This window comes from Frondihabitans sp. 4ASC-45 (genome assembly GCF_049472575.1).
GTDB lineage: Bacteria > Actinomycetota > Actinomycetes > Actinomycetales > Microbacteriaceae > Frondihabitans.
Map to the genome: position 1 here is coordinate 65,946 of NZ_JBCEBN010000010.1, position 24,644 is coordinate 90,589.

Consider the following 24,644-nt stretch of genomic DNA (forward strand, 5'->3'; position numbering starts at 1 on the left):
TCGTCTTTACAGCTCTGTTCAATCCTGCTCGGAAGAGTCGTCTTCCGGATCCTCTGTCATGTGCCAGTAGCTCGACTTTTCGACGGTCGAGGCGTCCGGCTTGTAGAACGGTTTCGAGAGCGAAAGGTGAGCTCGCTCCCACGCCACGTTGCGGCGGATCACTTTTGCCGGCGTTCCCACGGCAACACAGTTGTTGGGGAGCGCGCGAGTCACTAGCGAGCCGTATCCGATGACGGTGCCGTCACCGATGGAGGCACCTCCGAGCACCGCGGCTCCCATCCCCAGCCAGACGTGGTTACCGATGGAGATCGATCGAGACACGTTGACACGATCACCGGTCTCGACGTCGAAGATCGCGTGGCCGTCGTCGGCTCGAATTTGATTCTGGCTGGCGAGCATGACGTCGTTGCCGATCGTCACGCTCGTGCCCTCGGTCGCACTGATCACGCAGGTGTTGGTCGATGAGACGTTGTCGCCGATGGTGACCGTCGAATCCTGGCCGATACGGATCGTTGCATTGAGAGGAGGCGCACCCTGGCCCGCTCCGATGGTGAGCGACCCGTTGTCGCAGTCCATATCGACGACGAAGCGGCCCAGTCGGGCCGTCGAGTCGATCGCGATTCGGTTGTTCTCTCCGCGAATCGTGATTTTGACTTCGCGCGCGTGCTCGCCGGTGTACTCGATCCGATTGCCGCGGTCGTCTTCGAACGCTTTGAGTTCCCGAATGATCACGGTTCGAGCCTACCTATCTCTCCGCACATTGCGGCATCGCCACCGACGGTGTCACCGAGGGTCGCGCTGATCGAGCTCGAGCATCCGGTCGACGACACGACCCGCGTTATTGCCGTCTCGGAAGACCAGCTGGGTGGTCATCCGAGTCTCGTACAGGGGCGAAGGGTCACCCGATCCGCTGTCGACCGAGGTCGCGGCATCCACGACCTGGTCGACCGTCGTCGCCACCGGCCCGAAGCCGTCGTCGAGATACGAGAAGTACCCGCGACGGGCATGGCTGCCGTCGAAGAAGGCGTCAGCGTCGAAGTGGAAGTAGATCATCGGAATGGAGAGGAGGGCTGCGTCGAAAGCGAGAGACGAGTAGTCGGTCACGAAGACGGCTGTCCGAGCCAGGACGTCTTGGATGTCGCTCGTCGCATAGTCGAGGACTGTCACGTCAGGGCCGAGGCCGAACGACTCGAGATACGGCCGGATGTTGGGATGAGGCATGAACGCGAGCTCGAGCCCCCGGCTTCGGAGCTCGCTCTTGAGGCGGGGGTCGCCGAGGAGCTCGGCATAGTGGGTGGCGTAGCTGCTCGATGAGAAGTCCTCCAATCGAGAGCGCTCGTTCGAGCCCGCGCGCTGCTCACCGAGGAGGTCTTTACGCCATGTCGGGGCGACGAGAAAGAGACGTCGGTCGTTCGGCGGGACGGCACTTCGCTTGGCCAGAAGAGTGTCGTGTCGAGGCAACCCCGTCAGACGCACCTCGCGCGAGGAGAACCGGTACGGGCCGTGGCCGGCGATCGCGGCATGCTCGGCGGGAGTGGTCACCACGAAGAGATCGGGTTTCTTCGTGTTCAGCCAGCGCGACATGTCGTAGTTGATCACGCCGTGCTGGAGGAACGTGAAGCGGTAGTGCGGACGCCCGTACCGTCGTTCGTCGAGGGGATCGACGACATAGCTGTCGATGTGGGACGACGCGAGGTGATCAGCCCGCAGCAGCAGGATCCGCCAGTCGTCGGACTGGTACTCCACGAGGCGGAAGCCCTCGGCGGCCAGTCGAGACCAATCCCGTGAATCGCGCCTCAAGACGAACCAGGCGTTGATCTCGGGGTGCTCTTGGCGAACGTACCGGTACAGATGCTCCGCATTGTCACCCGCGTCGGTATCCCTGTCCATGAAGACCCACGCGTGGTCGTACAGGGCTCGTCGTTTGGACGAGCGAGCCTCGAGGGCCAACCGGCGGTCCTGGATCGACGCTCGAGAGAGCGTCTGTCGAACCGATCGCGCGACCCCACGCACCGTCGACGACAGGTGCCTCGAGATCGTGGTCTCCAGGTCGACAAATGGTTCCACACCGACGGGTCGCTGCCGGAGGATGGCGGGTCGGAGCCGGGCTTCGGTGAGGACGGATTCGGGGGCGAGATCGTCGTCGGCCTGGAAGTCGAGAAAGCGTCCGGCGACGGCGAGCCGGAGCCCGCCGCCCCGGGCGACCCAGAGCACCCGCTTGCGTAGCAGCACGCGGCCGTAGAACGTGAAGTCCTGCACCGTCTCGTGCTCGGCGACTATCTCTGCTCCGTCGGCCGAGATCCGCTCGTGCGGGAGCTCTCCGACGAACCAGTAGCTGAGACAGATCAGTTGCTTCGTCTCGTCGACGGGGCCGAAGACGACGTGGTGGGGGTGCTCGAGCCAGTCCGTGTAGCCGGCCAGGAGCGCCCGCCGATAGAGGTCGTCGACGCCCATGACGGCGAAGGAGGCAATGGACTCCGCGCTGAGGCGCTGCACGATCTCCCGCATCAGCCCGTGGAATTCGTCGAACACCTCCGGGGGAGCGGCGGCGCTCCGGGAAGCGGTGTCTTGCTCGTTACGGAGATACCAGAAGAGGTCGTAGAGAACCATGTTCTCCAGCCACCGGGGAATCGGACCCTGCTCCGCCGCCTCGGTCAGGAGTTCCAGGTGACCGTGCCGCAGGACGCTCGTGTACTTCTCCGGCTTGTCGAAGTGCGTCTGCATGAGCGAAGTGCCGTCGTTGCGGGTGCGGTAGTGGTATTTCGCCGATGCCGCGAGGCCCACCTTGGGCGACGTCGACGCCAGGAGGTACCTCGCGACGAAGTGCGCGTCCTCGAAGACCGGTTTGATGCGGAGATCGAATGCGATCCCGTTCTCGTCGAGAACGTGTCGGAGAAAGAAGGCGGAGTTGACGCTCATCTGGACGAGGGGTTCGCGCCGGATGTCGACCACTCGCGAGCCACGGCTGAATTTCAAGCGGAGGCTGTGGCTGTCGGTGAGCCGGCCGGAATCGTCCATTCGCAGCTGGTGGGCGATGACCAGAGCGAGGTCACCGTCATCGTGCGCGGCGAGCATCTTCGCTATCTCGGCGAGATAGCTGTCGCCCAATTCGTCGTCCGCGTCGACGAAGGTGACCCAGCGACCGGTCGCGACCGCGAGGCCCGCATTACGGGCGGCCGACACCCATGCGTTCTCCTGCTCGACCACGATGCGAGATCCGCCTGGCCTCTCGGCCCACCGCGTCACGATCGCCAGGCTGTCGTCGGTCGAGCCGTCGTCGACGAAGACGACCTGCACGGAGGCGATGTCCACGGTCTGCCGTGAGAGCGACGAGAGCAGACGAGGAAGGTATCTCGCGACGTTGTAGACCGGCACGATGATGGTCATGCCCGAGGGAGGTGCGGTGTCTGATCCGAATCGGCGGGTGTGGGGCTGCGTCACTGGGCGTCTCGATCGATTTGCTGGAGAAGGTCGGTGAGGCACGTCTCGTGGAGGGCGAGGTCGAACTCCCAGGGTGAGTGGAAGGCTTCCTCCGAGAACCTCGTGCCGTGGGCGATGTCCGCTTTCGACCAGAAGTAGTCGACCCGATCGGCCAGAGCAGTCGCGTAGAGGAATTCGTTGCGCGCGGTGTAGGAGTCCTGCGAGAGCACGAGAACGTTCGTGAGATGCTCCGCGTAGAGCAGGCTGAACATGCCCGACCCGGCGAACCCGGCGACCACGTCGGCGTTTCCGAAGAGGCTTGCCTGCTCGCTGACGGAGAGGGTCTCCGGGTTCACGACCACGAAGCCGTTGCGTTCGAAGAGGGCTTCGACCTCGGCCGCGTTCCGACAGGATCTGTTGGTGCTCGAGAGGGTCCGTGAGACAAAGATTCTCTGCGGGGCGTTCTCATCCGTGACCACGAGCTCCCGTCTCAGGCGGTTCCAGGTCTCGCGAATCGCCGGGTGGAAGTGGTGGGTGGCGAAGTTCTGCCAGAGGAGCGAGCCGGAGACGAACGAGTCGACGACCACATCGGAGTCGACCCACTCGATGTCTGCCTCGTCGATGCCGAATGCGGTGAACAGGGTGCGTTCGACGACCGGGTCGTGGTCGGCGGCGGGTACTCGGCAGATCGCCCGGAGACGAGGATCCCTCTTCCGGGCTTCGTCCCATCCCCAGAGCTTGGCAACGGACTCCGTCATGATGTGCCCGAAGTGCCCCGGTACGGAAGGGCTCAGACCGTAGAAAGCACCCGGGAGAGACACGGCGTCGGGAGCCGGTGACTGCCGAGTCGCGAACTCTTTGGTGACGTTGACGAGCGCGCCGTTGACGTCACTGCCCGACCAGGGAAACCGGAACGACGAGGGGAGGACTGTGTTGTCGATGGTCGCCAGCATGGTGTCGCCGAGGCTGACCTCGGTGTCGTACCGGCGGAGGGTCCGATTCGAGTACGCGAACGTCGTGTCGGGCATCGTCTGCCCGGTGCCGTGCTGGACGACGATCGTTGACGACGTGTGCTCGCCGTGGGGGAGCTTCGTGATGATCGTGGGGGCTTTAGAGCCGAGGCGGAGGGGGAGAAGTGCGTTCGCTCGAGCCTCGCGGACTTTGAAGAGATGCTCGCCTTTTTTGATCAGGACGACGTAGCCCGATCGAATCGTCCTGCTCCCGAGCGCGTCGCCGAGCAGACGCAATTCGCGAACGGGGCGATGCCGTCCGACGAGAGCATCGAGGGACGCCACCCAGTCGGGCTCGCCGACCTCGACGGGGGAGATGTACGAGCCCCCTTCGATCACGTGCAGGAAAGCCCATTCCCAGAGCAGGATTCGCTCGAGTGACGTCGCGACTCGCAGATCGAGAATGCACTGCACGGCACCGATTTCGGCGAGGCGCTGCGACAGCTCTTCAGCCACGGAGGCGGGCTCGTCGAGGGGCTTGGCGCCGTCCTCGACCTGCAAGAGCGAAAGGCGATCTCCGAGCAGCGACTTGAGCGCGGACAGCAACTCCGGTGCGGTGTCTGCAGTTGCGACCGCGACGACGGCGCCCTCTCCCGACAGTTCCGGAAAGTCGACGAGCTCCCTTGATGAGCCCCCTGAGGCGATATCAGGAGATCGCCGACGATCGAAGATCATGTGGACATCATATGGCCGCAACGATGCCGACCATTTGTATCTCTCACTAGTGCACCATGTTTCATATAAGCAATGTGAGGAGCGCCGCAGCCTTTCCTTTGCTATCTACGTGGAACGCGAAGCACAGCGGTGATGAGATTGTGATCCGACGGAACCAGCGACAGCGATTTACCGGCCGCGGTCTTCGGGTTCCAGACGTTCGTGAAGGACTGACTGCCCCGCATTCCCTGCGTGAGGATGTAATCGATTCGTTGGCCGTCGCCGTTACGGTCTGAGATCTGCTTCGAAGGTGACTGCGAGTTGTTGTACGTCGACTTGTAGGTGCCGTAACGATGGAGCGACGCTGACGAGTCGTAGAAGCCGCCGCGGATCAGGGTGGGCTGAGCGCCGTCGATACGGCCCTCCGGGTACCTGTTGTCGTTGAAGTCGCCACCGAGGATCACGGGGAGATGGGTCGTGTTCTTGGCATTGAGCGCCTTGAGCAACTGTGCGGAGTTCTTGCCGAGAAGCGTCTTGCGTTCGTTCTTGCTCGACGTCGTGGGAATGCTGAAGTGGGCCGCGACGACGAAGAACTGCGTTTTCGGATCGGATTTCGATTGCAGCTTCGCCCACGGGGTGTTCGTGGAGTGCGTGTCAGCCTTGCTGTAGTCGCGGATACCCGAGAGCCAGCCCTTCGACACGAGTGTGAATTTCGAGGGGTTGTAGTAGAGCCGGTTGCCCTGGTTCGAAGTACTCGGGGCCGGGTCGCTGTCGGTGAGCTTCAGGGCGGAGAGGCGCGAATCGAGATCGAGGTAGACCTGGCGCTGCGGGTTCGAGGGGTTGCCGTCGGAGTCTCCACTGGCCTCGACCGCTGCCAACACGTCGGGAGCCTGCGCACTGATGTTCTGCGCGATGACTCGCCCACGAGTCGGCCACTTCGCCGTGCCCGATTTCTCGCAGCCCGAGCACTCCACGTTGTAACTGGCGAATTTCACGCCGAGCCCGGAGGAGTCCGGCTTGGTCGGAGCGGGCCAGGCCACGACCTGAGCCGAGTCGCGCAGGTGGGCCGACGGCTTGATGGTGCTGCGTGCCTGGACCTGGGCGTAGATCGGATTGCCATAGGGCGTCGAGGTGAGCTGACTCGCCTTGCCGGTGATCTTCCGGGCCTTGGTGACGGGATTGAACGCCGAGAACCAGGCTGTGGTGCTCGGTACCCAGTAGTCGGGCCTCCGGCTCCTGTCCGGCCCGGCCGACGACGTGACGCGATAGTCGGTGGCGTAGGGCGCGGCTCCCCACTTGATGGTGATGCCGCCCGTCGCGGCCTTGGCCGAGACGGAGGAGAACAGGCCGGTGTAGCCGGGCTTGAGGGTCAGAGTGACCCGAGCCGAGTAGGCCCCCGATTTGCCCGCCTTGATCGCTCGAACGACCGCGTAGTAGGTCTTGCCGGGGCTGAGCGGCCCCACCGAGACCTTGGCGGCGGTCGACTTTTTCGACTTTGCCGACGAGAAGGAGGTCGATGTCGACCACTTCGTCGAGTAGGTCGCCCCGGGGACGGCCTTCCAGTACAGCGCGACCGTCCGATTCGCCCAGGACTGGCTGTTCACGTGGGCGCCCGTGACACGAGCCGGCGCTGAAGCCGCCTGCGCGGGTGCGACGGCCGAGACGACGAGTGCCGCGGCAAGGGCTACCGCGACTGAGCCGCGACGAAGAGCGAGAGACATCTATGAACCCGATTTCAGTAGATGAGAAGAATGATCGCGGTCAGCTTAGGCACCCGCGCGGGGGTACACCAGAACCTCGAAAGGGGTACACCGAAGCCGAACGGGGTGCTATGCAGCACAATCGAGAGTGAACCGTGATTCTGAACCCCAGGAGATCCTCATTCCCCCCGCACCTCTGCTCTCCGTCGTCATCCCCGCCCGCGATGTCGCGCCGTGGATCGACGAATTGCTCGACAGCGTGCTCGGAGCAGGAGTCGACTCGCTCGAGGTGATTGTGGTCGACGACCGGTCGACCGACGAGACGGGCGACCGGATCGCGGCCGCCGCCGAGCGCGACGGGCGCGTTCGACACCACCGTGCTTCCGGTATCGGGGCCGCGGCGGCTCGCAACGAGGGCGCGCTCCTCGCGTCGGGTCGGTACCTGGTCTTCGCCGACGCCGACGACCTCATTCCGCAGGGCGCCTACTCGGCCCTGGTCGACAGCCTGGAGAGCAGCGGCTCCGACTTCGCGATCGGCGACCACCTCAAGTTCTCACCCGGCTCGACCTGGAGCCCCACTGCTCGATGGCATCCGTTCGACACCGACCTGCAGGGCGTCACCCCGTCGACAGTGCCCGCTCTCGTGAGCGGCCGCGCCGCCTGGAACCGGGTCTTCCGCCGCTCGTTCTGGGAGGGCAACGCGCTCGCGTTCCCCGAGATACCGCGGAACGACGACATGGTGCCGATGACGAGGTCGTTCGTTCTGGCCACATCGATGGATGTCGTCGCGTCGTGCGTCTACCTGTACCGTGACCGGCCCGGAACGACGTCGATGACGGCCGGAACCCCCGCCGACGTCGCCGCGCGTCTCTACTTCGAACAGGAAGCGATCTGCGCCGAGATCGTCGCCGACTTCTCTGACCCGTCCGTGACCGCCTCGTATTCGCGCCTCGTCTTCGACGCCGACGGCTGGGTCCACCTCTCGACCTACCTCCGTCAGCTCGAGGAGGGGGCGGGTCTGAGCCCCGAGGTCGCCGAGGCGTTGACCGCGATGCTCGCTGTGGTTCCGCGCGACGCGTTCGAGAGCGCGACGGCCGATCGGCGTGCCCTTTTCGCCCTGGTCGAGGCGGGGGAGATCGGGCGTGCGCGATCCTTCGCCCGCTCTTCGGCCCGTGCGCGTGACGAGCGTTTTCACGATTCCGCGGCTCTAGAGGAGTGGAGCCGCACGCTCGTGGCGCTGGAGCACGAGCCGGCCGCGTCAATCGACCTGGAACGCCTCGCAGTTGACGGGCCCCTCACCGCTCTCGCGAATGACGCGGCGCTGGCGGCCGTGGAAGACCTCGTGCCAGTTGTCAGCGTGCTGGCAGGCACGACAGCGATTTCAACGCTCGATCCGGGCGGCGTCGAGTCGGAGATCCTCCGCTGGATGCTCGAGGCCGTCCGGGCCGGCGACGCCGATGCCGTGCGGCGGGTGTCGCTCGTGCGTCGAGCGGCGCCTCTCGTCGTGGAGCGTGTTGAGGTGCAGCCGGACCGGCTGCTGCTCGCAGGGCCCGCCCCGTGGCCCGAAGCGCTCCTGGGCGCCGTGCTCGTGCTGCGGCCCGACGCCGGTGACGATATCCCTCTCACCCTCGCGCTGGAGGAGGGCCGCTGGTCGGCCGAGGTCCGTGCCCAGGAGCTGCCGACGCCCGGGCGCTATCGGGTGCTCGTGCGGTTCACCGCCGGCGATTCGGGGAGCGCGCAGGAGCACGCGGTGGTCACGGCTCGCATGCCGTTGCCGCCGGTTCCCGAGGGGTCGGCCCTGCAGCCGCTGAGCGACCGCAAGAACGGCTGGGTGTTTCTGCTGGACTACCGAGACGCATCGCGCGGCGGGGTGCTGTCGGGTCTCCGAGCGAAGGCACGGGCTCGGCTCCGCCGCTGAGCAGCGCATGAGCAGCGCGGCCGTCGCTCAGGCGGAGTCGGTCGCGCGCAGCCGGTCGAGCAGATCCGCGTAGCGGGTCGAGATCGTGAAGGGCGAGAGCCGGTGGGAGAAGTCGCGGGTCGCCGCACTGTCGACGGCGTACGTCGCCTCGTCGTCGAGCAGACCCGCGATCGAGGTGACCGGGTCTTCGGTATCGAACCATCGGATCCACGTCTCGCCGCCGAAGGCCGCCCGAAGGTGGGGCTCGTCGGGCAGCACGACGGGCAGATCGAACGTCGCGGCCAGGTGCAGAGTGCCCGAGTTCAGGATCCGACGGTACGGCAGCACCAGCACGTCGGCTGCTCGAAGCCACTTCTCGACGTCGGCATCGGCCACGTGCCCCGGGTGCCAGACGACTCGCACACCGGCGGGCAGAATCGCCTCCAGCGTGAGCCGATCGGCGTCCGTCACGCTGCCGGCGAGCAGCAGCACCGGCCGGACGGCCGTCGCCTTGAGGCGCCCGAGAGCCGCGAACAGGGTGTCGAGGCCCTTGTAGGGCCGCATCTGCCCGAAGAACAGCACTCCTCGCTCGTCGGCATCCAGCCCGATGCTCGCCCGGGCGTCGTGCCGAGACAGCTGTGACGGGTACACGCCCTGGTAGCTCGGATGCGGAATCACCACCACCTTGGCGGGATCGAGCGTGTACAAGGGGGCGGCGGCCTCGACGGCGTCGGCCGTCATGACGTGGACGACGTCGGCGCGGTCGGCCAAGTACCGGCACAGCGCGAGCTCGAGTTCGTCGTGGCGGACGTCATGGGGCACGACGTTATGGAGCGTCCAGACGATCCTGGCACCGCGAGCGGCCGCCGCATCGACGGCGGTTCGGAAGCGATCCAGACGCTCAGACGCCTCCTCGACCGTCTCGGCCCGCTGCACGACCGGTGTGGTCCAGTGCAGGTGCACCACGTCGCCAGAGGTGAGGCTCGCGGCCGTCCGCTCGAGCTCTTCGAGTCGGGTCTCGTCGATCAGGGCGTACCCGCGACCTCTCGCCGCGAGCCCGAGCAGGTTGATGTACGGGTTGTCACGGTAGGCGGGAAAGACGAGAACGCGAGCAACGGTCTTCATCGGACGGCGGCCTTCATCGATCGAGCCCGTCGCCCGCCCCGAGGGCCTCGAAGATCAGCCGCTCTCGGTCGTCCAGTGCTTGCGCCGACACCGGTGCCCCGGCGCCGATCTGCAGGCGGAACGCCGGCGCGACGAGCGGGTTGGACGCGAGGGCCGGGTCGACGAGCACGTTGACCGCCCCCGGCTGCGGCACGAACCGGCCGTCGCGGAGCAGAGCCACCGCCACGTCGTCGAGCGAGGCGGACGAGCGATACCAGGCGTCCGGGGCGTCGAGCACGACCTCCTGGCCGAGGTCGCGGAGTCGGGACGCGAGGGCGTCAGCCTCGGCGAACGTCGAGGCCTCGTGCTTCAGTGACCAACGGAGCGAAGGGCGACCGGCCCAGGATCCTTCGCTCACGTCCCGTGGCGGCCGCACGATCAGCGGGCGCGACGACCGAACCAACACGTCGTGCCCCTTCGGCTCGCCCGCCTCGATACCGGCCAGCACCAGCCCCGCGGCGGCGTAGCGCGACGCCTCGATGCGCGGGTACCGGCCCTGCCAGCGCTCGTCGAAGTGTCGGCGGTTCGCGATCTGCGCGTCGGAACGCCCGGGCGCGACGCTCTCGTGGTGCACGACGACCGAGTCGGGCACAACCGAGAACCGACCGCCCGGCCGCTCGTCGAGGGCGCGCAGGCACAGGTCGACGTCTTCGAGTCCGTTGGCGAAGATCGGGTCGAAGCCCCGCCAGCGAATCAGGTCGCCGGCGCGGAAGATCGCCGCCGCCGCCGTGATCGCCGAGAACGAGCGCTGGTCGGCCCGCGCGGCATCGCTGCGGGGGTGCGCGGCCAGGAAGTGCCACGGCAGCACCTTGTCGCCGCCGAAGACGGTGCCGGCGGCCTGCACAGTGCCGTTCGGGTAGAGCAACAGGGGCTGCGCCCCGAGAACCGCAGGATCCGACAGCTCGTCGACCAGAGGCGCGAGCCACCCCGGCTGCACCTCTGTGTCGTTGTTGAGCATGACCACGTGGGCACCAGTCGACTCGGCGAGGCCGAGGTCACTGCCGAGCGCGAAGTTCCGGTTGCGATCCTGGCGGAGGATGCGCACGCGGGGCTCGGCGGCGAACCAGCCGGCGAGGGTCGCGGAGACGCTCCGCTGGGAGGCGTTGTCGATCACGACGACCTCGACCCGGAGCGGGGCACGGTGGTCGGACGCGCTGTCGCTGTCGGAGGCGCCTTCTCGGTCGGAGGCACCGCCGCGGTCGGCGTCGGCGAGGACCGCGTCGATCGCCCGACGCGTCATCCGCCACTCCCGGTAGACGGGGATCACGATCGACACCAGGTCGGCCGGGCGGTCGGGCGCCGCATCGGCGAGGGCCGCCCAGTCGATCACGTTCGGTGCGAGCGCGACCTCCTGCCACGACGCGCCCTCGCGCGACGAGAGACGAGACGGATCGAAGGTGTTGTCGTAGTCGACGCTGAGGTGATCGACGTAGCGAGGCACCCCGAAGTCGCGGGAGAGGCGGAGCACGTAGTCGTAGTCGATCCAGCGCTTCAGGGTCGTGTCGAAGCCGCCGAGCGATCGCGCGGCCGACGCCTCGACGACGAGCGCGTTCAGATCGATGAAGTTGCCCGCGACCAGGTCGTTCCAGTCGCCCTCCTCGCCACGGAAGGTCTCTTTCGACTCGTCGGCCGCATCGCCCGTGTTGTTGAGACCGATCATGCGGAGGCCGGTGTGGACGGCGCTCGCACCCTCCTGGAGCAGGGCCGCCAGCGCCAGCTCGAGGTGCGTGGAACGCCAGGCGTTGTCGGAGTCGAGAAACGCGATGTGCGTGCCCGTCGCGGCGGCGAGCCCGGTGTTTCGGGCGGCCGACGCTCCCGCGGGCGCCTGCGCCACGGGGGTCATGCGGGGATCGCGGGCCGACAGCCGCTCGACGACGGCGGGGGTCTCGTCGGTCGAGCCGTCGTCGACGACGATGAGCTGCCAGTTGTCGTACGTCTGATCGGACACCGACAGCATCGCGCGCTCGAGCTGCGCCGCCCGGTTGTGGGTCGGGAGCACGATCGAGACGAGTGGCCGCTCGGCCTGCAGGCGAGCGAGCCCCGCCGCGTAGCGCGTGCGCGCCTCGGCCGTGTCGGCGCCGCCCCACTCGGGACGGTAGCGCCGCCGCGTGCGGTGCTGCGAATCGGCGAACGCACGGGCGACGGCGAGGGAGCGGGCGCGCTCCTGGCCCCAGGTGGGGCGCTCGCCGCGGCGACCGGGCGACACCGGCATCAGCGTGGTCGAGTCGGCGTTCCGCACGAAGTGCCGGAGAGCGCCGAGGGTCGTTGTGACGGCGGCGCGGTCGGTCTCGTCGAGCTCCGCCACATAGCGGGCCGCATCGAACACCGGCGAAGTCGCGACGAGATCGGTCGACTCCTGGTGCAGGAAGTCGTACCAGCTGAAGCGCGAATCGGGCTGCTGGTCGTTCAGCCACTCCGGTTCGATCAGCGGCGACAGTGATAGACCTCGACTGCCGTCGTTGAGCATGTAGAACTCGATCGCGGCGATATCGGACTCGAATCGACGCCCGACCATCGTCTCGAAGTACTCGCGGTCGAGGATTCCGAACTCGACGATTCGCCGTGCCCAGCGCAGCTGGCGATCTTCGACGGTCAGGGGCGGTGGGGCAGGCCTGAGCCGTCGAGCCATCTGCCGCAGAACGACAGCGCCCGATCGACGCGGTCGACTCTCGGGGCCACTCATCGCTTGCGCCCGGGGAGCTTCGGCACCAGACGCGCTACTGCCTCCCCGGTACGGAACGTGCGGCTGGACCGCAGATCGCGCAGCTCGGCGCGCAGACGCTCGACCTCGGCACCCGACTCGGGGCCGCCGTCGTCGATCGCGGCGTCGACGAGAGCGAGATCCCGCCAGCGAGCGTCGAGGGCCGCGACCCGGTCGGCGAGAGGCGACTCGAGCGCCGAGCGGAGAGTCGAAGCCGCAGCGGCCCAATCGCCGTCAACGACGGTGGCCGCTGCATGCTGTCGCAGCACAGGCGTCGCGTCGCGCGAGCGCGAGACGAACGCGGCGTCGGTCCACGGTGACGGGGTGACGGCCGTCGGATCCTGACCTCGATCGTCCGGGAGCGAAGGATCCGGCACACCGTCGCCCGACACGGCCACGAGGTGCAGTGAGCGCCGATGCGCGCGCACGAGCGATCGGGGCGTCACCCGCTCGGCAAGCAGCACCGTCGCCGCCACGAGGTCGTCGTCGTGCGCGTCGGCCGCGACCCTGACTTCGGCGGTCACCGCTGCACCCGACGAGACCGCGGCGACGTCGTCGACGAGGATCTCGCGCGCCCAGTGGGAGGCGGGAAAGGCCGTGAGGAACGCGTCGATCGCCGCGGGCACGGCGACCCCGGCGCGCAGGTCGAGCACGATCCGCTGCGGGCCCACCGGCACGACCAGGTCGGCAAAACGATCTGCGGGGGCGACCGAATGGCGCAGGAACGACTGCACGGCTGACCCGTAATACGGATAGCGGCGGTCGAGCTCGCGCTGGTGCGCCGTGCGCAGGGTGTTGCGGCGTGCACCGACGAAGCTCTTCGACCCCTCGTGGAAGACCAGGGCCCGGTTCGCCATCGTCGACATGAAACCGGCCTCGCCGAGGCGCAGGCAGTAGTCGTTCTCCTCGCCGTAGCCCGGCGAGAAGACCTCGTCGAAGAGGCCGAAACGCACGATCAGGTCACGCCGGGTGAGGAAGCAGAAACCCATCGCGACGGGCGGCTCGTACCAGCGCGGCAGATACGGCAGCAGCGCTTCGTGCACTTCGCGGGTGCGGTCGAACGTGCGCTCCCGCTTCGGGTCGGTGAGCCGGAACGGCAGGCTCGCGATCGTCGCGTTGTTGCTCCGGGCCGTGACCACGCCGTGCCGCGGATCGGCGTACAGCACAGCGAGCATCTCGTCGAGGAACCCGGGTGTCGGCACCGCGTCGCTGTTCATCAGCAATACGTCGGCATCGGTGTCGTCGAGCTCGGTGACAGCGCGGTTGCAGGTGCCGACGAATCCGAGGTTCTCGGGGTTCCGCTCGTACCGCACGCCGGCCACGCCGTCGATGCGCTCGAGCAGAGCCTTCTCGATGGCGTCGACATCGGGGCCGCAGTCGTTGACGATCAGGATCCGATGCGTCGCCAGATCGACGGTCGTCACCAGCGCATCGAGACACTCCAGCACCGACGGCAGGTCGCCGTACACCGGCACCACGATCAGAACGCTCATCGGGCGCCTCCCAGCAGGGTCGAGAGGCGGGCCACGACCTGGTCGAGGGTGCCGCCCAGGGCACCCGGTTCGAGGTCGCGGAAGCCGGCGGGGCCATCGGCGGCAGCCCGCCGGATGGCACGAGCCACCGCCTGGCCGAGCGCCTCGGGGTCGGCCGCGACGGCGTCGATTCCCGGGTGGACGCCGGCGCGGGTACCGGCGAACTCGTTCGTCACGACGTGTGCACCCGAGATCGCCCCGTCGAACGGCGGGTGGCTCGGATGCGGGCTGAGCTGCAACGACAGCACCACGTTGCGGCTCGCGATGAAGCGGAAGTAGTCGTCCCACGGGAGGGTTCCGACGCTCTCGAGCTTGGCGTCACCGCCGAGCTCGACGTCGCGGTGCAGCTCTCCGGCGCTGGCGAACTCGACGGTGATGCCGGATCCTTCGAGTTCTCGAACGGCGATGCGGAGCGCGGCGATGCCGACCCGGAACAGGTTGCGGTGCTTGTTCGGCCGGCCGTAGAAGAGCACGCGCACGACGTCGTCATGGGAACGCTCGGCGGCCACGCGGCGGAGCAGATCAAGGTCGAGGTGCGGGGCGAAGACGAGGTCGTCGGGAATCTCGAGACCCTCTTCTTGCCGCAGATACGTCTGCAAGGGGGAAGAATTGACGACCATGCGGAACCCCGCGTGATACGTGGCGCGGGCCAGAGCGAACTCGGTCGACCACGGGCTAAAGCCGGGCTCGTAATCCTGCACCAGGTAGACGACGCGCTGCGGGTCGATGCGACCGGCCGTGACCGCCACCGAGATGGCGTGCGCAGTCTTCCAGTGGGTGGCGAGCCAGAGGTCGGAGTCGCTGAAGTCGGCCTTCGAGATCCCTTCGCGGGCGACGACGGTGATGTGCTTGCCGGGGAAGCGCTCGCGGAGCACTTCTGTTGCGGCCGCGGACGAGTTGCCGGGGGTGGTCCAGCCGACCATCACGACGCGCACCGGCAGCCCGAGCGCCTCGGCGAGGGCGACGCCGAACGAGACGGCCGTCTGAATGCCGGCGAAGGTGGCGCCGTCGCGGACCTCGCCGATCACGATGTTGAGGGCGGGGCTCGTGCTCGCGCTCTTGCTGCTGCTGCTGCTTGCGTTGCCGTTGCCGGTGCTGTGGATGCCGGCTAGGGCGAGGCTCGTCTCCGAGAGACCGTGGAAGGGACGCGCCTCCGGGGGAGCGGCGGCGATCTCACGTCGCTCGACGGCGCGATTCGGGCTGGAGGTGGGGGCGAGGCGCTCGCGGGCGACATTCCGGTAGTCGGAGTCGGCCAGGTAGGAGCGGTTGACGCGTGCCAGGTCAGAGACGAGTCGCCCGATTTTCGTGAGATTCATACGGTTTCGAGCCTAGGGCTTTCTCGGCGTGGTGCCCCGGTCGCTCGCCGCTGCGGCCTGGCAAAAGTGCCGAAATCGGCTTCTGTTCGTTCGCCGGGCGGCGATTTGGCCCCTCTCGGCGGCTCGCGCGGGTGTTGCCAGTGGGCGCGGGGCCCCGAGTGCCGCGTAATGCTGGCCCGGCCGGGGCTCTGCCGGCTTTAGGCGGCACTCGGTGGCGGGCACAGAATCGCTGCCGGGGCTCCGAGCGAGCGCGGGGCCGCGAGTGCCGCGTAATGCATTCCCGGCCGGAGCGTGGCCGGCTTTAGGCGGCACTCGGCACTCGGCACTCGGCACTCGGCACTCGGCGTGCGGAGCGAAAGCCAGCTACGCGAAGACCCCTTCGGCCGAGGCCTGGGCGAGAGCCTCCTGCCAGGGCCGCATGGGCGCGAGGCCGGCAGCAGCCCACGCGTCGTGCCCGAGCACGCTGAAAGCGGGGCGCGGGGCCGGGCGCACGAATGCAGCACTGTCGGTCGGAAGAACGCGCTCAGGATCCAACCCGGCCTCGCTGAACACGGCGCGCGCGAAGTCGAACCACGACGCCCGGCCCGAGTTCGTGCCGTGGTAGATGCCGGCAGGGGCGTCGGCGTCGACGAGTGCGACGAGCTGCGCTGCGAGATCGGACGTCCAGGTGGGCTGACCGATCTGGTCGTTCACCACGGTGACCGTGTCGTGCGACGCAGCGAGCCGAAGCATGGTCGCGGCGAAGTTCGGACCGTGCTGGCCGTACAGCCAGGCGGTACGGACGACGTAGGCACCGGCGGGGTTGACCGCGAGCGCAGCGATCTCGCCAGCGGCTTTGGTGCGGCCGTAGGCGTTCAGCGGGTCGAGCGGGGTCGTCTCGGCGTAGGGCTCGGTGGCCTGGCCATCGAAGACGTAGTCGGTCGACACCGTCACGAGTTTCGCGCCGTGCGTCGCGGTCGCCTCGGCGAGGAGCTCGACGGCCGTGCCGTTGACGAGGAGCGCCTCGTCTTCGTGCGTCTCGGCGTCGTCGACCTTCGTGTAGGCGGCGGCGTTGAAGACCACGTCGTGGCCCTCGACGGCGTCGAGCACCGCGGCGCGGTCGGTCACGTCGAGGTCAGCGCGGCCGAGCACGGTGACGTCGCGGCCGAAGAGCGCCTCGACGAGGTCGGTACCGAGCATGCCCCGGGCGCCCGTCACGAGGTAGCGGAGGTTCTGGGTCGAGCTCACGCGAGGGCCGCGCGCTCTTTCAGCGGCTCCCACCAGGTGCGGTTGTCGCGGTACCACTGCACCACGTCGTTGAGCCCCTGCTCGAACGGCACCTGCGGCTCGTAGCCGAGCTCGCGCTGGATCTTCGAGATGTCGACCGAGTAGCGCAGGTCGTGGCCCAGGCGGTCTTGCACGCGATCGACGTACGACCAGTCTTTGCCGGTCGCGTCGAGCAGTAGCTGCGTGAGCTCTTTGTTGGTGAGCTCGGTGCCGCCGCCGATGTTGTAGATCTCGCCGGCCTCGCCCTTGACGAGCACGAGGGCGATGCCCCGGCAGTGGTCGTCGACGTGAAGCCAGTCGCGGATGTTGTTGCCCTCGCCGTAGAGCGGCACGTGTTTGTCGTCGATGAGGTTCGTGACGAACAGCGGGATGACCTTCTCAGGGAAGTGGTACGGCCCGTAGTTGTTCGAGCAGCGTGTGATCGAGACGTTGAGGCCGTGCGTGCGGTGGTAGCTGCGCGCGAGGAGGTCGGAGCCGGCCTTCGACGCCGAGTACGGCGAGTTCGGCTCGAGCGGGCGGTCTTCGGCCCACGAGCCCTCGGCGATCGAGCCGTAGACCTCGTCGGTCGACACGTGCACGAAGCGCTTGAGGTCGTTGCGGAGGGCCGCGTCGAGCAGCTGCTGGGTGCCGAGCACGTTGGTCTCGACGAAGATCGAGGCGTCGCGCACCGAGCGGTCGACGTGCGACTCGGCCGCGAAGTGGACGACCGCGTCGACGTCAGGGAAGAGCGTGTCGAGCAGCGCGCCGTCGCGGATGTCGCCTTCGACGAAGCGGTAGCGGGGCGAGTCGGCGACGGGAGCCAGGTTCTCGAGGTTGCCCGAGTAGGTCAGGGCGTCGAGGACGACGACCTCGGCGCCCTCCAGGCCCGGATAGGCGTCTTGCAGGGTGCGCCGGACGAAGTTGGAGCCGATGAAGCCGGCTCCGCCGGTGACGAGGATGCGCATAAGGATGTCTTTCGGTCGCGAGCGTCGATCGAATCCATAGTAGGGGGCAGGATCCGGCCCCACCCTGACCGAACTCCGCCGGTCCGGGCAAGATGGAGCCATGCGAACAACGACGTTTCCCGACCTGACCGCCCCCGCCTCCAATGTGATCCTCGGACTCATGCGGATCGACCCGCTCTCCGACACCGAGATCCAGACCCTCGTCGGCACGGCACGCGATGCCGGCATCACCTTCTTCGACCACGCCGACGTCTACGGCGGCACCCCGCACTTCTGCGAGAAGCGCTTCGGCGACGCCATCAGGTTCTCACCGAGCGAGCGGGAGAACGTGATCCTCCAGTCGAAGGTCGGCATCCGCGACGGCTTCTGGGATTTCTCGCACGACCACATCGTCGAGTCGGTCAACGAGTCGCTCGAGGCCCTCCGGGTCGACCACCTCGACATCCTGCTGCTGCACCGCCCCGACGCCCTCGTCGAGCCCGACGAGGTCGCCCGCGCTTTCGACGAGCTAAAGGCGGCCGGCAAGGTGACGAGCTTCGGCATCTCGAACCACACGCCGCTGCAGGTCGACCTGCTCAAGAAGTCGGTCACCCAGCCGCTCATCGTCAACCAGGTACAGCTCAGCATCACGCACGCCAACCTCATCACCGCGGGCGTCAGCGCCAACATGAAAGGCCTCGACCAGTCGATCGACCGCGACAACGGGATCCTCGACTACTCGCGGATCAACGACATCACCCTGCAGGCGTGGTCGCCGTTCCAGAAGGGGTTCTTCGACGGGGTGTTCCTCGGCGACCGTGAGACCTACGCCGACCTGAACGACGTCATCGACGAGCTGGCGGCAAAGTACTCGGTCGCACCCGAGGCCATCGCGGTCGCGTGGATCACTCGTCACCCGGCCCACATGCAGGTGGTGCTCGGCACGACGAACCCCCAGCGCGTCAAGGATTCCGCTGCCGGAAGCGAGCTGCCGCTGACCCGCGAGGAGTGGTACCGGCTGTTCACCGCGGCGGGGCACCTGCTGCCGTAGACGGAGGACCGCCGCAGGGCACCTGCTGCCGTAAGACGTCACCGGCTAGGCTTCCCGGGTGCAGATCCGTGAATTGAGTATTCCAGACAGCTACGAGATCACCCCGAAGCAGTTCGGCGACGACCGGGGCGTGTTCCTCGAGTGGTACCGCTTCGACAAGCTCGCCGAGGTCATCGGCCACCCGGTCGACCTCCGGCAGGCGAATACCTCGGTGTCGAAGCGGGGCGTCGTGCGCGGCATCCACTTCGCCGACGTTCCGCTGGGCCAGGCGAAGTATGTGACGGCGACGCACGGTGCCGTGCTCGACTACGTCATCGACATCCGGGTCGGCTCGCCGACGTTCGGCCAGTGGGACAGCGTGCTGCTCGACGACAAGGACCGCCGCGCCATCTACATCTCGGAGGGGCTCGGGCACTGCTTCGTCGCCCTCACCGACGACGCCACCGTCAGCTACCTGGTGACCGACACGTTCAACGCCGAGCGCGAGCACGGAATCAACCCGCTCGACTCCGACATCGCGCTGGTGTTTCCGGACGAGGCCGGCGAGGCTCTCCTCTCGCCCAAAGACACCGACGCGCCGTCACTCGCCGAGGCCGCCGCCGCGGGCACCCTGCCGACCTGGGCCGACATGCGCGCCTATTACTCGTCGCTCAGCGCGGCGTTCACCGCGAAGAAGGGCTGACCCGTGAAGGGAATCATCCTCGCCGGAGGCTCCGGCACCCGTCTCTGGCCGATTACCAAGGGCATCTCGAAGCAGCTGATGCCGATCTACGACAAGCCGATGGTCTACTACCCCCTGTCGACCCTGATGATGGCCGGCATTCGCGAAGTGCTCATCATCACCACCCCGGAATACAACGACCAGTTCCGCGCTCTCGTGGGCGACGGATCCTCGTTGGGCATGGAGATCTCGTACGCCGTCCAGCCGTCGCCCGACGGCTTGGCGCAGGCGTTCATCATCGGTGAGGAGTTCATCGGCGACGACAGCGTCGCGCTGGTGCTCGGCGACAACATCTTCCACGGCGTCGGCCTCGGCACGAACCTCAAGAAGAACACCGAGGTCTCGGGGGCGACGATCTTCGCGTACCACGTCTCCGACCCCAAGGCCTATGGCGTCGTCGAGTTCGACGACGACTTCAAGGCCGTCTCGATCGAAGAGAAGCCGACCGCTCCGAAGAGCAACTACGCCGTACCCGGCCTCTACTTCTACGACAACAAGATCGTCGAGATTGCGAAGACGATCGAGCCGAGCGCCCGAGGCGAGCTCGAGATCTCGACAGTCAACGAGCGCTACCTCGAGGCCGGCGAACTGCAGGTGCAGGTGCTCGACCGCGGTACGGCGTGGCTCGACACCGGCACGTTCGAGTCGATGATGCAGGCGTCCGAGTACGTCCGCGTGATCGAAGACCGCCAGGGCCACAAGATCGGCTGCATCGAAGAGATCGCCTGGCGCAACGGATGGATCGACGACGGAGCTCTCGCCAGCCTGGCGGCCCCCCTCGCCAAGAGTGGCTACGGCGTCTACCTGCAGAAGCTGCTGAACGGCTAGTCGCCAGCGGCTAACCCGAGACGGGCCCGCTGAGGCGACCCCGCGACAGCTCCGGCCGGTCGAGGGGATCGCCCAGCAGGGCATCTCCGCGGTCGTTCTGCTCGTGGTAGAAATCGTCTTTCAGCGGGCGCAGCCCGTGGTACTGGTTGAGCTCTTCTGAGACGAGCTCGATGACGGTGTCGCCCTTGACGACGCGCCAGCCGGCCCGATGTGCCACGAACGACATCCACTGATCTTCCAAGAAGGCGAACTTGCGCGGCAACCGCAAGAAGAACCGGTCATCGGCCACGAGGTCGACGTCATAGACGGTGCCGCCCGTGCCCGCGTGGTCGGCGTGCGACCCCGGCTCGATCTCGGCTCGCCGCCAGTACGAGCCGTGCTGGCTGAACCCCCACCACGCGACGACCGACTGCGGCCGATAGTCGCGCAGCAGGTCGGCGACGAACGTGTCTCGGATGTTCTGGTCGTCGTCGAGCATGATGACGGGCCCGCGATAGCCGCCGTTTCGCAGTAGACGGGCGACGACGAATCGGGCGAGGCCGCCGATGTTGCGCTCGCTGTTGACGAGCTCGACGCTCGACAGGGCACCGCGCGGGGTTCCGTTGAGGCAGGCGAGGTAGTGCGCGGCGTCGTCGGCGTTGTTGTTCCACAGAATCAAGCGGATCGACTGCGGCGACTCCTGGCGAGCGAGCAGGTCGAGCACCACCGGCAGACGATCGGGACGGTTCCACAGGCACATGACGAGCGGAACGGCTTCAGGATCCGACCCGGGTCGCCCGGTCACCCGTGCCGCCCGCACCCCGGAGGCCAGAAGTCGCATCAGCCCGACGTGCCACTCCCGGTCGCGGCCCCGCTCGCGCTGGGCGCGAGCGCGCCGGATCACTCCGTCGTAGTGGCGCTCGGCGCGGAGAGCCCGGACGACGCGCCGCAGCCGCTCGCGAAGGGTGGGCGCGGGGGAGTCGTCGGGGTGGTTCACCGCCCCAGTGTAAGAGGCAGTCGACTGGGAATGCCGTTGCGGGTTAGTGGCCCCGCACGCTCGTCGCCTAAACTCGGACGGTCGTCCGGAGAATCGCCTACCCGCGGGAGAACGTGTGCTGAACAAGCTGAAGAAGATCGCCAAAGACCTCCTGGCGATTCGATCGATCCGCCGTGTGTACGAGAACACGAACCGCGCGTTCCTCGAGACGTTCGGGTCGAGCCGGATCCTGTCGCACTTCTTCTTCCTGGTGTCGTTCATCACCTTCAACCGCGAGCAGGCGGCGACACTGCAGGGTCGACGCGACTACTACCGCAACAAGAAGCGCGACCGTCTCACCCGCGTCGAGCTGCGTCGCAACGTGCACCGCATCGAGAAGGGCCTGATCATGCGGCCCCGCCGCGACGTCTTCGCCCGCGACTACGTCGGCGAGACCATCGAGTTCTATGCCGCCGCGGCCAGCCAGTGCAAGCGGTCGCCCGGCACGAGCGAGATCGCCGAGATGGACTGGGCGCACAACGTGCTCGAAGAGTACTTCCGCGTCAGTGCCACGGGCAAAGACAAGGTCGTCGACGAGGCTCGCCGCACCTTCGAGTCGATCGACTACGTGCCCTCGACGACCGGCAACGTGCCCCGCGCCAAGCAGCTGACCTCGAACGTCTCGTACGACGAGCTCGTCGACCTCGCCAATCAGCGCCGCTCGGTGCGCTTCTTCGACGACAAGCCGGTACCGCGCGATCTCGTCGACAAGGCCCTGATGGTCGCTCGCCAGGCACCGACCGCCTGCAACCGACTGCCCTACGAGTTCCGCGTCTTCGACGACCCGGCGATGGTCAAGAAGGTCTCGAACATCCCGTTCGGCACGGCCGGTTACGCCGACAACATCCAGACCGTGATCGTGGTCGTCGGCAAGCTCGAGAGCTACTTCAGCCCGCGAGACCGCCACGCCATCTACGTCGACGCCTCGCTCGCGAGCATGTCGTTCATGTTCGGCCTCGAGACACTCGGCCTCTCGTCGAGCGTCATCAACTGGCCCGACTTCGAGCCCCTCGAGCGCAAGATGCAGAAGACGCTCGGTCTCTCCGGCTCCGACCGCGTGATCATGCTGATCGCCGTCGGCTACGCCCACCCCGACGGCCTCGTGCCGTTCTCGCAGAAGAAAGAACTCGACACCTTCCGCAGCTACAACAACCTCGCCCGGTGAGCGGAGACGCTCCCCTCGAGACCGAGGTGGCTGCGGCGACGACGAAGCCGACCAAGAAGCAGCGGCGACGGAAGCTGCTGAGCCGCATCGTCACGATCGTGGTCGTGGCGATCGTCGCCGTCCTCTTTGCTCGATCGCTGTCGAAGAACTGGACCGCCGTCCAGGAGGCCAACCTCCACCCGTCGTGGTTGCATCTCCTGGCGATTCTCTGCTTCGCCTTCGCGGTGCCGGTCTCGGGCCTCCTCTGGGGCATGATCCTCAACCGTCTGTCCGACGAGGGGTCGCACGTGGGCGCCCGGCAGGCGATGGCGGTTCACTCGCTCTCGTGGCTGCTGAAGTACGTTCCCGGCCAGATCGGCTCGGTGCTGAGCAAGGTCGTCTGGGGGCAGAAGAACGGGTTTCCCCGCACCCTGATCCTGATCACGTTCATCTACGAGAACGTCTTCCTGCAGATCGCGTCGATCGTGCCGAGCGCCATCATCCTGGTCCTCGTGGTCGGGCCGACCCTCGTCGAGGGCAACGTGCTCACGGTCGTCGCCGTCGTCGTCGTGATGGTCCCGCTCGTCGCGATCCTCGTACCCCAGGTCTTCCACCGCATCATGTCGATCGCGAGCAAGCGCTTTCTCAAGGCGCCGCTGCCGGAGCAGTACTTCCTGCACCCGGTCGCCAGCCTCGGCTTCTCGGCCGCCTACGTCACGCCGCGCGTTATCAACGGCGTCGGGTTCATTCTGTGCGCTGCGACGGTCACGACCGTGACGCCCGGCATGTGGGTGCCCCTCGCCGCGGCGTATGCCCTGGCAGGCGCCATCGGGATCCTTGTGATCTTCGTTCCGTCGGGTATCGGCGTGCGCGAGGCCGTTCTCTTCGTCTGCCTCGTCGGCATCGGGATCGCCCCCGGCCAGGCGGTTGTCATCTCTGTTCTCTCGCGTCTGCTCTCCACCGTGGGCGACGCCGTCATCGCCCTCCAGTACGGCGCCCTGCGTCTGTCGCTCCCGAAAGGTTCTCCCGCATGAGCTCGACCCCGCACGTGACCATCATCGGCTCCGCTCTGTCGGGCAACAAAGGCGCCGCCGCCATGCTGGAGTCGTCGATCGCGACGCTCGAAGAGCGCCTGCCCGGCGTGCACTTCACCCTGCTGAGCATGTATCCGCGCGAAGACCGCGAGCAGAACAGCTACCCGAACCTCGAGATCATCGATGCCCGGCCGCGCACGCTCGGCGTCAACATCAACTCGGCCGCTCTCGCCTACCGCCTGCTGCCGCCGCTCCGTGGCCTGCTGAAGTCGCGCTCGAAGGCCGTCGCCGCCCTCGCCGACTCGCAGGTGCTGCTCGACCAGGGCGGCATCACGTTCACCGACGGCCGCGAGAAGTTCTTGATCTACAACGTCGCGTCGATCCTGCCCGCTCTCAACATCGGCACCCCGGTGTTCAAGTGCGCCCAGGCCGTGGGGCCGTTCCGCAACCGGATCAACCGCCTCGTCGCCCGCACCTTCCTGCCGAAGGCCGCGACCGTCGTCACCCGCGGCCGCATCACCCAGAGCTATGCCGACAAGCTGCGTCTCACCAACACCTTCGCCGGCGCCGACTATGCGTTCTCACTCGAACTGAGCGGTACCGAAGAGGCTGCGGCCGGCAAGGCCGTCGACCTCTCGATCTTCGACGACGAGGTCGTCGGCCTGAGCCCGAGCGTCGTGTTGCAGAAGAAGGTCGATGCGCGCGAGGGTGACTACATCGGCCAGATGGTCACCTTCATCGACCAGGTCACGGCGTCGGGCAAGAAGCTTCTGCTCGTGCCCCACAGTGTCCGCACCGGTACCGATGCCACGCACAACAACGACCTGCCCCTGTGCCGCGAGATCTACTCGCGCGTCGCCGACAAGGCCGCCGTGACTTTCATCGACCGCGAGCTCTCGTCGCAAGAGCTCCGCTATCTGATCGGGCGCTGCTCGTTCTTCGTCGCCAGCCGCTTCCACGCGATGGTGTCGTCTCTCGCGATGGCCGTGCCCACGCTCGTGATCGGCTGGGGCCACAAGTACGAAGAGGTGCTCGAGATGTTCGAGCTGCAGGAGTGGGCGTTCGGGCACGACAAGCTGACGCCGTCGCACCTGTGGAGCCGCTACGAGGCGTTGCTCGCCGCGCAGTCGGAGGTCAAGGCCAAGCTCGACGAGCACCTGCCCGAGGTGAAGAAGCGGTCGCTGAAGCAGGCCGACCTGATCGCCGAGCTGGTGAAGAAGGGGCTGTAGCCCCTCACTCCGCTTCACTCCACCCGCTTTCCCGTTCCC

At 67.2% G+C, this 24,644-nt stretch carries 18 protein-coding genes; 7 read left to right on the forward strand and 11 right to left on the reverse strand.

Going from position 1 to position 24,644, the window contains the following annotated elements; translation table 11 throughout:
• Positions 1-18: 18 nt before the first annotated feature.
• The 4 genes from VH571_RS14740 to VH571_RS14755 form a co-directional block, all read right to left on the reverse strand.
• Positions 19-732, reverse strand: coding sequence for an acyltransferase (locus tag VH571_RS14740; protein WP_055959434.1), 714 nt, complete (start codon positions 730-732; stop codon positions 19-21).
• Between the two features lie 51 nt (positions 733-783).
• A complete protein-coding gene (locus tag VH571_RS14745) occupies positions 784-3,387 on the reverse strand; it encodes a bifunctional glycosyltransferase/CDP-glycerol:glycerophosphate glycerophosphotransferase (RefSeq protein ID WP_423265166.1) in 2,604 nt (867 codons plus the stop codon).
• 50 nt (positions 3,388-3,437) lie between these two features.
• Positions 3,438-5,105: a glycosyltransferase family 61 protein gene (locus VH571_RS14750; RefSeq protein ID WP_423265167.1), complete on the reverse strand. Its 1,668-nt coding sequence runs from the start codon at positions 5,103-5,105 to the stop codon at positions 3,438-3,440.
• Between the two features lie 101 nt (positions 5,106-5,206).
• The gene (locus tag VH571_RS14755) at positions 5,207-6,805 is read right to left on the reverse strand and encodes an endonuclease/exonuclease/phosphatase family protein (RefSeq protein ID WP_423265168.1); all 1,599 of its coding nucleotides are present in this window, start codon (positions 6,803-6,805) and stop codon (positions 5,207-5,209) included.
• 127 nt (positions 6,806-6,932) lie between these two features.
• On the opposite strand from VH571_RS14755, the gene VH571_RS14760 reads away from it, so the two are divergent.
• Positions 6,933-8,702 (forward strand): glycosyltransferase, encoded by a 1,770-nt coding sequence (locus VH571_RS14760; protein ID WP_423265169.1) that lies wholly within the window; start codon positions 6,933-6,935, stop codon positions 8,700-8,702.
• A gap of 27 nt (positions 8,703-8,729) precedes the next feature.
• On the opposite strand, the gene VH571_RS14765 is transcribed toward VH571_RS14760, so the two are convergent.
• The 6 genes from VH571_RS14765 to rfbB form a co-directional block, all read right to left on the reverse strand.
• On the reverse strand, positions 8,730-9,806 hold the full coding sequence (locus VH571_RS14765) for a glycosyltransferase (protein ID WP_423265170.1): 1,077 nt from the start codon (positions 9,804-9,806) through the stop codon (positions 8,730-8,732).
• Positions 9,807-9,819: 13 nt separating this feature from the next.
• Positions 9,820-12,528: a glycosyltransferase gene (locus VH571_RS14770; RefSeq protein WP_423265171.1), complete on the reverse strand. Its 2,709-nt coding sequence runs from the start codon at positions 12,526-12,528 to the stop codon at positions 9,820-9,822.
• A complete protein-coding gene (locus VH571_RS14775; protein WP_423265172.1) occupies positions 12,525-14,039 on the reverse strand; it encodes a glycosyltransferase family 2 protein in 1,515 nt (504 codons plus the stop codon). The genes VH571_RS14770 and VH571_RS14775 overlap by 4 nt, the downstream gene beginning before the upstream one ends.
• Positions 14,036-15,394 carry a hypothetical protein gene (locus VH571_RS14780; RefSeq protein WP_423265173.1) on the reverse strand — a complete coding sequence of 453 codons (1,359 nt, stop codon included), beginning with the start codon at positions 15,392-15,394 and terminating at the stop codon, positions 14,036-14,038. Before VH571_RS14780 ends, VH571_RS14775 begins: the two co-directional genes overlap by 4 nt.
• Before the next feature lie 363 nt (positions 15,395-15,757).
• A complete protein-coding gene (rfbD, locus tag VH571_RS14785; protein WP_423265174.1) occupies positions 15,758-16,621 on the reverse strand; it encodes a dTDP-4-dehydrorhamnose reductase in 864 nt (287 codons plus the stop codon).
• Complete coding sequence (rfbB, locus tag VH571_RS14790) at positions 16,618-17,604, reverse strand: dTDP-glucose 4,6-dehydratase (RefSeq protein ID WP_055959418.1); 987 nt, start codon at positions 17,602-17,604, stop codon at positions 16,618-16,620. Before rfbB ends, rfbD begins: the two co-directional genes overlap by 4 nt.
• Before the next feature lie 100 nt (positions 17,605-17,704).
• Here rfbB and VH571_RS14795 point away from each other — a divergent pair, with 100 nt between their 5' ends.
• Genes VH571_RS14795 through rfbA form a run of 3 tightly spaced genes read left to right on the forward strand, consistent with a single transcriptional unit; the run spans position 17,705 to position 20,183 of the window.
• Complete coding sequence (locus VH571_RS14795) at positions 17,705-18,634, forward strand: aldo/keto reductase (protein WP_423265175.1); 930 nt, start codon at positions 17,705-17,707, stop codon at positions 18,632-18,634.
• 58 nt (positions 18,635-18,692) lie between these two features.
• Positions 18,693-19,316 carry a dTDP-4-dehydrorhamnose 3,5-epimerase family protein gene (locus tag VH571_RS14800; protein ID WP_423265176.1) on the forward strand — a complete coding sequence of 208 codons (624 nt, stop codon included), beginning with the start codon at positions 18,693-18,695 and terminating at the stop codon, positions 19,314-19,316.
• A 3-nt stretch (positions 19,317-19,319) separates the two neighbouring features.
• On the forward strand, positions 19,320-20,183 hold the full coding sequence (gene rfbA, locus VH571_RS14805) for a glucose-1-phosphate thymidylyltransferase RfbA (protein ID WP_055959413.1): 864 nt from the start codon (positions 19,320-19,322) through the stop codon (positions 20,181-20,183).
• 10 nt (positions 20,184-20,193) lie between these two features.
• Here rfbA and VH571_RS14810 read toward each other — a convergent pair whose 3' ends face one another.
• Positions 20,194-21,159, reverse strand: coding sequence for a hypothetical protein (locus tag VH571_RS14810; protein WP_423265177.1), 966 nt, complete (start codon positions 21,157-21,159; stop codon positions 20,194-20,196).
• Positions 21,160-21,274: 115 nt separating this feature from the next.
• Between VH571_RS14810 and VH571_RS14815 the strand changes: the two genes are divergently transcribed.
• Genes VH571_RS14815 through VH571_RS14825 form a run of 3 tightly spaced genes read left to right on the forward strand, consistent with a single transcriptional unit; the run spans position 21,275 to position 24,605 of the window.
• The gene (locus tag VH571_RS14815; protein WP_123942095.1) at positions 21,275-22,363 is read left to right on the forward strand and encodes a nitroreductase family protein; all 1,089 of its coding nucleotides are present in this window, start codon (positions 21,275-21,277) and stop codon (positions 22,361-22,363) included.
• On the forward strand, positions 22,360-23,376 hold the full coding sequence (locus VH571_RS14820; protein WP_423265178.1) for a lysylphosphatidylglycerol synthase domain-containing protein: 1,017 nt from the start codon (positions 22,360-22,362) through the stop codon (positions 23,374-23,376). Before VH571_RS14815 ends, VH571_RS14820 begins: the two co-directional genes overlap by 4 nt.
• The gene (locus tag VH571_RS14825; protein WP_055959406.1) at positions 23,373-24,605 is read left to right on the forward strand and encodes a polysaccharide pyruvyl transferase family protein; all 1,233 of its coding nucleotides are present in this window, start codon (positions 23,373-23,375) and stop codon (positions 24,603-24,605) included. The genes VH571_RS14820 and VH571_RS14825 overlap by 4 nt, the downstream gene beginning before the upstream one ends.
• Positions 24,606-24,644 lie beyond the last annotated feature (39 nt).

Coding starts and splice junctions, on each gene's coding strand:
- VH571_RS14745 (WP_423265166.1), bottom strand. CDS start 3,387: ATGACCATCATCGTGCCGGTCTACAACGTCGCGAGATACCTTCCTCGT.
- VH571_RS14750 (WP_423265167.1), bottom strand. CDS start 5,105: ATGATCTTCGATCGTCGGCGATCTCCTGATATCGCCTCAGGGGGCTCA.
- VH571_RS14755 (WP_423265168.1), bottom strand. CDS start 6,805: ATGTCTCTCGCTCTTCGTCGCGGCTCAGTCGCGGTAGCCCTTGCCGCG.
- VH571_RS14765 (WP_423265170.1), bottom strand. CDS start 9,806: ATGAAGACCGTTGCTCGCGTTCTCGTCTTTCCCGCCTACCGTGACAAC.
- VH571_RS14770 (WP_423265171.1), bottom strand. CDS start 12,528: ATGAGTGGCCCCGAGAGTCGACCGCGTCGATCGGGCGCTGTCGTTCTG.
- VH571_RS14775 (WP_423265172.1), bottom strand. CDS start 14,039: ATGAGCGTTCTGATCGTGGTGCCGGTGTACGGCGACCTGCCGTCGGTG.
- VH571_RS14780 (WP_423265173.1), bottom strand. CDS start 15,394: ATGAATCTCACGAAAATCGGGCGACTCGTCTCTGACCTGGCACGCGTC.
- rfbB (WP_055959418.1), bottom strand. CDS start 17,604: ATGCGCATCCTCGTCACCGGCGGAGCCGGCTTCATCGGCTCCAACTTC.
- VH571_RS14795 (WP_423265175.1), top strand. CDS start 17,705: ATGCGAACAACGACGTTTCCCGACCTGACCGCCCCCGCCTCCAATGTG.
- VH571_RS14825 (WP_055959406.1), top strand. CDS start 23,373: ATGAGCTCGACCCCGCACGTGACCATCATCGGCTCCGCTCTGTCGGGC.